The sequence below is a fragment of the Suttonella ornithocola genome (assembly GCF_001889065.1).
GTDB classification, from domain to species: domain Bacteria; phylum Pseudomonadota; class Gammaproteobacteria; order Cardiobacteriales; family Cardiobacteriaceae; genus Suttonella_A; species Suttonella_A ornithocola.
On sequence record NZ_LWHB01000163.1, the window covers coordinates 1 to 11,029 of the forward strand.

Annotated in this window: 13 protein-coding genes; 10 read left to right on the forward strand and 3 right to left on the reverse strand. The window is 41.4% G+C overall.

Features of this window, described 5'->3' with window-relative positions; all coding sequences use genetic code 11:
- The 7 genes from A5N85_RS11555 to A5N85_RS11580 all read left to right on the forward strand — a co-directional run.
- Positions 1–199 (forward strand): transposase (locus A5N85_RS11555; protein ID WP_249023966.1); only part of this gene is annotated, 199 nt, incomplete at its 5' end.
- On the forward strand, positions 200–805 hold the full coding sequence (locus A5N85_RS11560) for a C-terminal helicase domain-containing protein (RefSeq protein WP_072577360.1): 606 nt from the start codon (positions 200–202) through the stop codon (positions 803–805).
- Entirely contained in the window at positions 802–1,323 is a 522-nt protein-coding gene (locus A5N85_RS16265) for a hypothetical protein (protein WP_211268188.1), read from the forward strand. Before A5N85_RS11560 ends, A5N85_RS16265 begins: the two co-directional genes overlap by 4 nt.
- Before the next feature lie 14 nt (positions 1,324–1,337).
- A complete protein-coding gene (locus tag A5N85_RS16270) occupies positions 1,338–2,204 on the forward strand; it encodes a hypothetical protein (protein ID WP_211268189.1) in 867 nt (288 codons plus the stop codon).
- A 390-nt stretch (positions 2,205–2,594) separates the two neighbouring features.
- Entirely contained in the window at positions 2,595–3,749 is a 1,155-nt protein-coding gene (locus A5N85_RS11570) for an iron-containing alcohol dehydrogenase (protein ID WP_072577361.1), read from the forward strand.
- A gap of 9 nt (positions 3,750–3,758) precedes the next feature.
- A complete protein-coding gene (locus A5N85_RS11575) occupies positions 3,759–4,808 on the forward strand; it encodes an NADP-dependent oxidoreductase (protein WP_072577362.1) in 1,050 nt (349 codons plus the stop codon).
- Positions 4,809–4,817: 9 nt separating this feature from the next.
- Positions 4,818–5,435 carry a glutathione S-transferase family protein gene (locus A5N85_RS11580; RefSeq protein WP_072577363.1) on the forward strand — a complete coding sequence of 206 codons (618 nt, stop codon included), beginning with the start codon at positions 4,818–4,820 and terminating at the stop codon, positions 5,433–5,435.
- A gap of 203 nt (positions 5,436–5,638) precedes the next feature.
- On the opposite strand, the gene A5N85_RS11585 is transcribed toward A5N85_RS11580, so the two are convergent.
- The gene (locus A5N85_RS11585; protein WP_072577364.1) at positions 5,639–6,238 is read right to left on the reverse strand and encodes an FMN-dependent NADH-azoreductase; all 600 of its coding nucleotides are present in this window, start codon (positions 6,236–6,238) and stop codon (positions 5,639–5,641) included.
- Between the two features lie 15 nt (positions 6,239–6,253).
- Complete coding sequence (locus A5N85_RS11590) at positions 6,254–6,661, reverse strand: DoxX family protein (RefSeq protein ID WP_072577365.1); 408 nt, start codon at positions 6,659–6,661, stop codon at positions 6,254–6,256.
- 105 nt (positions 6,662–6,766) lie between these two features.
- Here A5N85_RS11590 and A5N85_RS11595 point away from each other — a divergent pair, with 105 nt between their 5' ends.
- Positions 6,767–7,621 (forward strand): LysR family transcriptional regulator, encoded by an 855-nt coding sequence (locus A5N85_RS11595; RefSeq protein WP_072577366.1) that lies wholly within the window; start codon positions 6,767–6,769, stop codon positions 7,619–7,621.
- A gap of 429 nt (positions 7,622–8,050) precedes the next feature.
- Here A5N85_RS11595 and A5N85_RS17070 read toward each other — a convergent pair whose 3' ends face one another.
- A complete protein-coding gene (locus tag A5N85_RS17070; RefSeq protein WP_281268167.1) occupies positions 8,051–8,179 on the reverse strand; it encodes a hypothetical protein in 129 nt (42 codons plus the stop codon).
- A 297-nt stretch (positions 8,180–8,476) separates the two neighbouring features.
- On the opposite strand from A5N85_RS17070, the gene A5N85_RS11605 reads away from it, so the two are divergent.
- Positions 8,477–9,814 carry a F390 synthetase-related protein gene (locus tag A5N85_RS11605; RefSeq protein ID WP_072577368.1) on the forward strand — a complete coding sequence of 446 codons (1,338 nt, stop codon included), beginning with the start codon at positions 8,477–8,479 and terminating at the stop codon, positions 9,812–9,814.
- 3 nt (positions 9,815–9,817) lie between these two features.
- Positions 9,818–10,435 (forward strand): ATP-grasp domain-containing protein, encoded by a 618-nt coding sequence (locus A5N85_RS11610; RefSeq protein WP_072577369.1) that lies wholly within the window; start codon positions 9,818–9,820, stop codon positions 10,433–10,435.
- Positions 10,436–11,029 lie beyond the last annotated feature (594 nt).

Below are 11,029 nucleotides of genomic sequence, written 5' to 3' on the forward strand. Positions count from 1 at the left end.
TTTTCATAAACGCAGTGATATTCAAGCAATCATTGAAGAGCATGGGCATGAGATAGTTTGGTTACCCCCTTATAGTCCAGACTTAAATCCCATTGAAAAGATGTGGGCTTGGATTAAGCAAATACGCAAAGAATGGCGGATGGATTGTATTGATACTTTATTCTTTTATCTGCTTTGGATTGGGTTGGGCTTTAGATGATTGCACTATATTTATAGTAGCTTTCCTGAAAAATTAAAATCTAGCGTGACGTGGCTAGATACAGCTTCATTACCAAATGCGTATCATGAAGAAGGTAAAAATGGCAGCTTATTCAACCGTGTAGAAGCTGATGAGATTATCAAGGTATTACAAGACCTAGCAAATGATGAGGCATTTATAAATAGCAAAATCGTGCAACAATGTTTAGAGAATAATTCTCACATTATTGGCATTATTTGTATGTATGGAGAACAAAAAAAATTAATACGTCAAAAATTTAATGAACGTATCTGGAATGATGATTTTCGCCGTTTAGTTAAAATTGATAGTGTAGATAGTTATCAAGGTAAAGAAAATCGTATCATTATTTTATCGCTTACCCGTCATGATAAAAAATATAGTACAGGATTTTTATATTTACCTAATCGCATTAACGTAGCTTTATCTCGTGCAATGGATAAGCTAATTATCGTTGGGGCAAAGACAGTATGGGAACAGCCAAAAAATAGTAATACTCCATTGGCAAAAGTCTTACGATTTATGCAAAAACAAACTAATAATCAATATTACACTATTAATACATTGAAAAATGGAGAGAAAAAATGAATGAAAAGAAAATATCATACAACCAAATAGATTTTGTGGTTAAGGCTCCCCGTTTTCGTATTGTATTTTCTTATATGAGTGATAAAGGTGTTGCTTTTGTGCGTGAGTATTTGTTGCGGTTATTAAAAGTAACATCATGTAAACCTGAGCAAATTGCCCAATACTTTGGGTTTAGTCAACACGAAACCAAAGTGGCTCTTTCTGATTTAGAACAAAATAACTGGATTACTTGGAAAGAAAATGGATTAGTTGAACTATCAACAGAAGGACTACAATTGTTCCAAAATGATATGCAAGATTCACCTAAAATACCTATATTAAAAGAGTTTAGTGGTGAATATCGTATGGAATTATTGGATAATAACTTTTTACAGAAAAAAAATTCTGATAGATTCTATCAACAAGCCATCGAATTGGAAATTAAACCAAAAATATTGTCTGAAAGCAGTGAAATCGCTCGTAGAACATTTCAAAATCGTTTCCGCCAACTAATGGAAGATATAGCATCATTAACTTAGAGGACAAAGATATTTTGCTGTACAAAATTGATGCAATTGAACCCAAGGACCCACCTGACTATTTTCGTTTTACGCAATCTTTTGAGTTATTGCCTGAAACAGGCGATGCTAAAGAGCGTCATGGTATTTCAGATCTTATCAACCAAGATAATATTCAACAATCTATTACTGCCAAACTAGAACAATTATGCAATCGTAATAACTTGAAAGAATTACTAAAGAGCATGAACGAATTGCGCGATGATGATACTTTAAGGATATTGCTTAACGGAAAATTTAATATTGCCGAATTTATAAAGGTTTATCAAAAATATGAGCAAAAAAATGGTTTGTATTTTTTAGGGCAGATTTATCATCAAGCAAAAGAGAATAAGAAGGATTCTAATAAAGTATTTGATGAAATTGAAATTATCTTAGATAACTTGAAATCATCTGATAAAAATAAAAAACTCTATTGGATTGCACCAAGTGATATTTATTGGGCAAAACAACGAAAAATTCACGATAAATTACAAAGTTTGATCAATAAACAAAAACGAGGCTATAAGTTCCATTTGTATCTCCCATTATCAGAAAAGCAAAACCGTCGCGAAAGGCAAGAGTGGAAAAATGAATTCAAGAATATTTCTGATGAAGTCTTATACGGATTTTATGAAGGTTTTTTGGATGGTAATACAGAAATTTTATTTTTAGAAGGTGAGTTTGCAGTCGTTTGTTATCATACTAAATTACCTGCTTATCCTGTCACTTTACCTATTGGTTTTTTTATAACAGAAAAAAATAAAGTAAGCTCGATTTCTAAATTGGCTATTAATTATCTCAGTGAGTACTTAAGTGAAGATATGAGTAAGGATTTTGGATTGTTGTCTAAAATAAATTAATATAATTAAGATTATCTTCTTAAATAAAAATAAATATAATTATTAATTATTTTGTTATTATGCTGATAATAATAACTATTTTTAACAGATAAGAATATGATAATGAGTTTAATAAAAAGTTGTTTTGAAGAAAAATGGGGAAAAGTTTGAAAATTTTTCGCTAAATATTGGCATTTTTTCTGTATTATTACAGTTTGTAATTTTTTATTAATGATACCCATTTTAACCTATATTGCTTTTATGTTGAATAGTTTAGTTTTTTAGAATATTTTTAAAGTTATTAACTATTTTTTATAAAAAATATATCTAGTTTGTATCTGCTGATATAGCCCCATATTAGATGATGGGGCAAATTTTTATGCTTAATAGTGACTTTTATCAGGAGGTCTTATGAATTTTGAATATTACAATCCCACCCGTATCGTTTTTGGTGAAGGGAAAATTGCTGAGTTGAATCGTTTGGTACCAGCAGATGCAAAGGTCATGGTGCTATATGGCGGTGGTAGTGCGGAGCGTAATGGTACTTTAGCAGAGGTTCGAGAGGCACTAGGAAATCGTGTAGTCGTTGAATTTGGCGGGATTGAACCGAATCCAGAATATGAAACGCTACTGCGTGCGGTAGCAGAGGTTCAAGCGCATAAGGTTGATTTTTTATTAGCGGTTGGCGGTGGCTCTGTTATTGATGGAACGAAGTTCATTGCAGCGGCAGCGGAGATTGAAGAAGACCCGTGGCAAATTTTGTTAAAGCGGGGAGCAAATATTCAGCGAGCGTTGCCTTTAGCAACTGTTCTCACTATTCCAGCAACAGGTTCTGAAATGAATAGCGGTGGTGTGATTACTCGGTGGGAAAAGAAAGCCAAGCTTTCTTTTGGCAATCCACTGTTGTATCCAAAATTTTCTATTCTTGATCCGCAAAAAACGCTAACGCTCCCTGAAAGACAAATGGTAAACGGTGTGGTTGATGCGTTTGTGCATGTGATTGAGCAGTATTTAACCTATCCTAGCGGTGCACAGGTTCAAGATGCTTATGCAGAAGCGCTATTACGCATTTTGATTGAAGATGCACCAAAATTACTTGCTGAGCCAAAGAATATGATGCTACGTGAAAATATTATGTGGGCAGCAACCATGGCATTAAATGGTTTAATTGGAGCAGGCGCGGTGCAGGATTGGTCGGTTCACGCGATAGGGCATGAATTAACTGCACTTTATGGTATCGACCATGCGCGTACTTTAGCTTTGGTACTTCCGGGACTTTGGAAAGTTCGCCGAGAGGCAAAAGCAGAGAAGTTATTGCAGTATGCCACTAATGTTTGGCAGCTTCGCGACGGGTCGGAAGATGAGCGTATTGACCAAGCAATCGCAAACACAGAAGATTTCTTTAATGCATTAGGGGTTGGCACCCGTTTATCAGATTATCAATTAGATGCACAAGTGGCTGATACGGTCGCTATGCAATTAACAGAACATGGTTTAACGAAATTGGGCGAGCATGGAGATATTACGCCAGATGTCGCTCGTGAGATTTTATTGACTCGTGTCTAAGGAGCTTTTATGAGTGTTCAAACAATAGATAAAAATCGTCAATGGTTATTGCATTCTCGTCCTAAGGGACGACCAACTTTAGAGAATTTTAAGCAGGTAGAAACCGATATTCCAAAACCGCAGTCAGGACAAATATTATTACGCACGGTGTATTTATCATTAGATCCTTATATGAGAGGAAGAATGAGCAATGCCGAATCTTATGCAGACCCCGTTGCGCTTGGGGATGTTATGGTTGGCGGAAGTGTTTGTCGAGTGATGAAATCTGAACATCCAGATTATGCAGTTGGCGATTGGGTCGTTAGTTATGGTGGATGGCAAGATTATCATTTATCAAATGGGCAAAGTGTCGTGAAACTGCCAGAAGATATGGTTTATCCCTCTTATGGAATTGGCGTATTAGGGATGCCCGGTTTTACGGCGTATATGGGCTTATTGGATATTGGACGTCCACAAGAAGGAGAAACTGTCGTGGTGGCAGCAGCGACTGGCGCGGTGGGCAGCGTGGTTGGTCAAGTGGCAAAAATTAAAGGTGCGCGAGCGGTAGGCATTGCAGGTGGCATGGAGAAATGTCGTTATGCTGTAGAAACTTTAGGCTTTGATGTTTGTATTGACCATCAAGCAGAAGATTTTGCCGAGCAATTACGCGCAGCTTGCCCACAGGGAATTGATGTTTATTATGAAAATGTGGGCGGTAAGGTATTTGATGCGGTTTTACCTTTGCTAAATACAAAAGCGCGTATTCCACTATGTGGCTTAATTTCGCAATATAACGCAGAAAGTTTGCCTGAAGGTTCAGACCGTTTACCTTTATTGATGGGAACTATTTTGCGTAAGCGAATGACGGTGCGCGGTTTTATTATTTTTGATGATTATGGCGCGCAATATCCACAATTTATTCAGCAGATGACGCAATGGTTACAGGAAGGGAAAATTCGGTATCGTGAACATCGGATTGATGGGCTTGACCAAGCACCACAAGGATTGATTGATTTGTTGGACGGGAAAAATTTTGGCAAGGTGATTGTTCAAGTAGGCGAAGAAAAAAATCCAAATTAGGAGAGAAATGTGATTACACTACATCATCTAAATCAATCGCGTTCTATACGGATTCTATGGTTATTGGAAGAAATAGGCGTGCCTTATGTTTTAAAGCGTTATGAGCGCAGAGCAGATAACCAGCTTGCGCCTGATGAACTGAAGGATATTCACCCGTTAGGCAAAGCACCTATCTTAGAGATTGATGGTCAGATACTTGCAGAGTCAGGCGCGATGACAGAATGGTTAATCAGCCGTTATGCACCGCACCTTGCCCCAAAGCCAGATAGTGATGAATATGCGCAATATCTTCAGTGGATACATTTTGCAGAAAGCTCTGCAATGGTGCCTTTCTTATTAAGTCTTTTTGCCAGTAAAGAGCCTGAAAAATTGAGTGTTATTCCACCATATGCTGCTATAGAAAGTAACAAAATTCTGAGCTATTTGAATCAGCATTTGGAAAATCGCTCCTATTTGTTGGGCGAAAAGATTACAGGTGCAGATTTTATGATGTCATTTATTATTGAGGCATTAACTGCAAGAGGGCAGCTAGCGCAATATCCTAATATTGAACGCTATGGTCAACGCTTAGCTGCTTTACCCAGTTGGCAACGTGCATGGGCGATTGAGCGTGATTCTTCTGCTTAATTTTATCGAATGAAGTTTGATAAATGATGTTATAGTCAAATCAGCTAAAAAACAGATCTTTCTCTAACTATCATTTAGCGCTTCTAGCGGTAAATAACGTTTTGTTTTTTAGCTGATTGCACTATAAATATCTCTGGAAAAGCTATTTCTTAAATAAAAAACCCGCCCGAACATCAGGCAGGTTTTTAATTCAGCGTTTCTGATTAAGACAGCTGAGAAATCCAATGTTGTAACTGTGTTTGCGCTTGTTTTAGACCGACATCGGCATTCATTGCCATGTTTTCGGCATGAATGAATTGCACTTGTGAGAGTCCGACAAAGCCTAACACTTGTGTAACCCAAGGGGTCATGGTGTCTGCTGCTGTGCCTTGGTAAGCACCGCCACTGGTAATGACTGCGGCAACCGGAATATTGGGCAGTAAGCCTTCAACGCCATTTTCACCGTAGCGGAAGGTGATGCGTGGACGGGCAATATAATCTATGTAGTTTTTGAAGCTGGCAGGTGCGGTGAAGTTGTATCGTGGCAAGCCCATCAGCACGGCATCGGCTTGGTTTAATTCTGCAACTAGCGTTTCTGCTAAGGCAATCGCGGTTTTTTGGGCTTCTGTATCGGCAACGCCGGCACGAATAGCGGCAACGGTTTCGCTGTTTAATGTCGGAACAGACTGCGCATTTAAGTCCCGCTCAATGACGGTCAGCTCGGGGAAACGTTGACGGGCATCGGCAACGGCTTGGTCTAACAGCGCATTAGAATGGCTTTGTTCGCCGTTGACGGAGGTTTTTAAAACCAATAATGTTTTCATAAATCACCTGTTATTTTATCGACGGAAAAGACGGTTATCTAATGCCCAAGCACCGCTGCCTGAAAAGACGAAGTAGAGGAAGATGAAGCAGTATAAAACAGCCCCTTCGCCATGATTGAGCAGAGGAAGCAGGATGTTATCAGCTTTGGCATGTGCCATAAAGTAAGCGACTGCCATCTGACCCGAGAGAATAAAGGCAGTGGGGCGGATGAGAAAGCCCAGTATGAAGAATATGCCGCCAACCAATTCTAAGACGCCAGCCAGCCCGTATAGAGAGAAAAGTTGTAAGCCGTCAAACATGGCAACGTGCGGTAAGGCAAAGAGTTTAGCTGTGCCGTGCAGTAAAAATAAGTAGCCAGTGACGATGCGTAAGACTGCCAGCGCTTGTGGCTGAAAGCGGTTAAGCGATGTGGTGATGCTCATTGATAATCATTCCTAATATTGTCAAAGGGAGTTCAGTATATCGTTTCGTTTGCGGAAACAAAAGCGTAAAATCAGACATGGTTCGTTTCTTAATGGGAAATAATTATGGATACTTTACAGAGTTTGCGGGTGTTTCGTGAGGTGGTAGAGAGAGAGAGTTTTACCGCAGCGGCTCAGTATTTGCAGATGACCACCGCGACTGCCAGCAAGCATATCCGCCATTTAGAAAGTCATTTACAGGCGAAATTACTGAACCGAACCAGCCGGCGCTTGAGTTTAACGGAGGTGGGCAGGCGTTATTATCAGCATTGTTGCCGTGCGCTGGATACGCTTTCCCAAGCGCAGGCGGAGGCGGAACACGGCACGCAATATCCAGTCGGCACGTTAAAAATCACTTTACCGATGTGGGCGGCAACGCCTTATTTTGCCGATATTTTTACGGCTTATCGGGCGCGTTATCCGCAGGTGGTGTTGTCTTTGCATACCGACAGTCGTCATATGGATTTGGCGGCGCACGGGCTGGATTTGGCGTTGCGGATTACGCCACAGCCTGAAGCGAATTTGATTGTAAAACGCTTAACGGAGGTGGCGTTTTATTATGTGGCGTCGCCGTCGTATGTGGCGCGGCACGGCATCCCTGAGCGAAAAGAGGGTTTGCAGGCGCATTACGGTTTGTTGCCGGATTATGCGGCGGTAACGCTGTCGTTGCCGTCGGTGGTGCAAAGTAATAATGCCTTGATGCTTTATCAGCTGGCTTTGTGCGGGCAGGGCATTGCGATGCTGCCGGAATGGATTTGTGGCGCTGATATTCGTGAAGGACGTTTGCAACGTTTGTTTTCTGAGCAACCAACGTTACGCCAACCGCTTTATGCGGCTTATCTACATCGGGATTATCAAAGCGTGAAAGTACGCACGATGATTGATTTTTTGGCGGAATATTGGAAAACATCTTCAGAATGAATATAGTTAAATTGAGACCTTTGCCCTCAAAAAATAAAAAGATTTCAATTTTTTGAGGGCAAAGGTCTCAAATCAGCTAAAAAACAGAACGTTATTTCCTCCTAGAGGTGTTCGGTAGGGTTTATAGAGCGTTCCGTGTTTAGCTGATTTGACTATAACGTTATATTTTTTAGCTGATTGCACTAATATCCGCGCTCATTCGATAATATTTCAGTTTTTTGGGATATTTTTGTTTTTTGAATATTGAGCTAATATTTTTTTCGGGAGATAGCGTTCTTTTCAAGCTGTTTCTTAATTTTTGCTTTTTACGGGCAGTCATTAAATCGTGAATCCACCGAAAAGCGTAACGCGTGTTTTCACGATAATCTGCTGTTCGCTTCACTCACTTTTTCGCATTTTTTTCTTTAAGGAGCAAAATGCCGCGTCAAGTCAGTCGCAGCTATCTCCAGCTGAGGAGAAAGCAGCTTGTAAATTCCACGCATCGTTGCCGTGCTTCTTCATCATTCGTCTGCTGTTAAAAAATGCTTTTATTCGATTGGGGGTTTCATTAGGTATCATCTGAATATGCTTTAGGGATAATCCTATAAGACTTTGCTAAAAGGTATCGCTTTATATGACTTTTATCGTCAAAATACTAAAAAATTACATTAAAGGGCTTATATTTAGTGATGTTGAAGGGAGGTTATATGGTGAAATCAATAGGCGAGTTTTTTGGATTATTTGTTGTTTTTCTCTCTATTCTTGTTGTGGAATATAGTGTTACTGCGATGCTGGTATTGTCTTATTTATGGTTTTGATAATTTTCAGTCGCCTAATCTTGTTATTTCTATTCAAGATAGATTTTAGGAAGTAAATATGTCTTCTTTGCGTTTGTTTTATCATTTTTTGCGGACGCGCTATGGTTTGCAGTTCGCTCATCGTGAGGCTTTAGTGGCTTGGCAAGAGCAGCAATTACAGCGTTTTTTTCAGTCAGTATTACCGCGTGCGCCACGTTATCAGGGAATGCGGATTATGCATTTATCGGATTTACCGTTGATGGATAAAGCGACGATTATGGCGGATTTTGCGGCGCATAATACGCGAGGGGTAACGGCGGAGGAGGCGTTTGCGGTGGCGTTGCAGGCGGAGCAGACGCGTGATTTTTCACCAAAGTTGGGGGATTTAACGGTTGGACTGTCGAGCGGTACGTCAGGCAATCGCGGATTGTTTTTGGTCAGTCCGCAGGAGCAAGCGCGTTGGGCAGGGATTTTATTGGCGCGGATGTTGCAGACGAGCGAGTTACGGCGGTTGTTTCAGCCGTGGCGTGCGCCGTTAAAAATTGCGTTTTTTTTGCGTGCGAACAGTCATTTGTATACGACGCTACGCAAGCGGCGGATTGATTTTCAGTTTTATGATTTGTTGCAGGGGTTGGAGGTGGCTTTACCGCGTTTGCAACGGCAGCAGCCGGATATTTTGGTGGCGCCGCCGTCGATGTTGCGCTTGTTGGCAGTAGCGGGTTTGGAAAAACGGTTGAGTGTTCGTCCAAAACGGGTGATTTCTGTTGCCGAGGTGGCGGAGGCGGCGGATAAGCGGCTTATCCGTCAGGTGTTTGGGGTGTCGCCGGAGCAGATTTATCAGGCGACGGAGGGGTTTTTGGCGTATACCTGTGCGCATGGCGGGTTGCATTTGAATGAAACGTTTGTGTATTTTGAGCCGCAATGGTTAGATCCTGAGCAAAAGCGTTTTCAGCCGATTATTACGGATTTTACCCGTGATACACAGCTGATTGTACGCTATCAGCTGAATGATGTGTTGCGTTTGGCAGATGAACCTTGTTCGTGCGGTGGGGCGGAGCGAACGTTAGCTGCGATTGAAGGGCGTACTGATGAGGTGTTGTGGTTGGAGCGTGTGCAGTCGGGGCGCTTGGAGGCGATTTTTCCCGATCATGTGCGGCGGATGATGGCGTTGTGCGGGGCGGGTGTCCGTGAGTTTTCTGTTGTGCAAAGGGAGGATGGTTGGCAGGTGGCTTTGGCAAGTGATGAACCGCAAGCGGCAGCGCGTTTGGTGCGTGAGCAGTTGGTGGCGTTTTGTGAGCAGCGTGGGTTGACGATGCCTGATGTGCGTTTTGAGGTGTGGCAGCCGCCAATCGCCGGTGCAAAGCGGCGGCGGGTTCAGTGTTTGTTGGCTAAGACGCCGTTGGCTTCTTTGGGGTGAGCGATGAATGTGTTGATTTTAGGGGCAAGAGCGCCGGTGGCGGTGGAATGGGCAAGAGCTTTTGCGTTGAGCGGTTGGCAGGTGATGGTAGGCGATAGTTTGCGTTTTCCGTTAGCACGGTTTAGTCGCTTTACGTCGCAATTTTTACGTTTACCGCCGGTGGCGCAGCAGTTTTCCGCTTGGCAGCAAGCGCTTCAGCAGGCGGTTCAGCGGGAAAAGATTGATTATATTTTACCGACGTGTGAAGAAGCCTTGTATTTGGCGTTGGTTAAAAATCAGTTGGGTTGTGAGGTCGGTGTGACAGAGAGTGAACAGATGCAGACCTTGCATGATAAATTTCGCTTTTCTCAATGGTTAGCACAGCAATCTTTGTTAACCACACCGGAAACTTATTTGTTAACGGATGATGATGCGGTTGTTCCCTTTATTGAGGATAGTCAACAGTGGGTTTTTAAACCGGTCTATTCTCGCTTCGCTTGGGAAACGTTGATTGCGCCGGATGCGCAGAAGCTAAAAAATCTTAAGCCAACAAAAGCGCAGCCGTGGGTAGCACAACGCTTTATCAAAGGCACTGAATATTGTATCGTCAACTATCTTATTGCTTACAATATTATAGTGTAGAGAACCACTATCAACTGCATTTAAGCGCTGGCGCCGCTAAATTTAAACGAAACCGCGGCGCTCTTCCTTGTTTGGAATACAGTTGGCTATCCATTGCGCATTTACCCAAAAAACAACGTATCGCATGGCAAATGTTGTCAGGTCTATTACAAAAAATCGCGGTGCCGTTAGTAGAAAAGTGGGAGTGTTGATAGAGTGGATTTATTAAATTAGATGTTAAAAATTATCGGGTTGTTTACACATTGGATGATAAAAAATGGAAGATGTGTAACCCCCATTTATCATATAGTATTTTCACAGAATAATTAGACTACATTTTCAGAATCAATTGGTGTCCATATCATTAAGTGAATCATGTGGTCGTTCGTTATATAGTCAAATCATTTATAATCCAATCTATCCAAAGCAGATATAAAGAACGACTTATAGTAGAATTATCAAAAACAAACTGAGCATATCCTATGACCTACTGCAGCCAATTCCGACAAAAAATTCTTAACGATATTGCTAATGGAGAAACTTGGCGCGCTGTTGCAAAGCGCTACAAGATCAAGCAAATTCACCGTCATATAGCTGGATTAAAAATCCCCATCC

What these genes read in the sequence shown, in the direction of transcription:
- A5N85_RS11575 (WP_072577362.1), top strand. Translation starts at nt 3,759, where the DNA reads ATGAGTGTTCAAACAATAGATAAAAATCGTCAATGGTTATTGCATTCT.
- A5N85_RS11595 (WP_072577366.1), top strand. Translation starts at nt 6,767, where the DNA reads ATGGATACTTTACAGAGTTTGCGGGTGTTTCGTGAGGTGGTAGAGAGA.
- A5N85_RS11590 (WP_072577365.1), bottom strand. Translation starts at nt 6,661, where the DNA reads ATGAGCATCACCACATCGCTTAACCGCTTTCAGCCACAAGCGCTGGCA.
- A5N85_RS11605 (WP_072577368.1), top strand. Translation starts at nt 8,477, where the DNA reads ATGTCTTCTTTGCGTTTGTTTTATCATTTTTTGCGGACGCGCTATGGT.
- A5N85_RS11585 (WP_072577364.1), bottom strand. Translation starts at nt 6,238, where the DNA reads ATGAAAACATTATTGGTTTTAAAAACCTCCGTCAACGGCGAACAAAGC.
- A5N85_RS16265 (WP_211268188.1), top strand. Translation starts at nt 802, where the DNA reads ATGAATGAAAAGAAAATATCATACAACCAAATAGATTTTGTGGTTAAG.
- A5N85_RS11610 (WP_072577369.1), top strand. Translation starts at nt 9,818, where the DNA reads ATGAATGTGTTGATTTTAGGGGCAAGAGCGCCGGTGGCGGTGGAATGG.
- A5N85_RS11570 (WP_072577361.1), top strand. Translation starts at nt 2,595, where the DNA reads ATGAATTTTGAATATTACAATCCCACCCGTATCGTTTTTGGTGAAGGG.
- A5N85_RS17070 (WP_281268167.1), bottom strand. Translation starts at nt 8,179, where the DNA reads ATGATACCTAATGAAACCCCCAATCGAATAAAAGCATTTTTTAACAGC.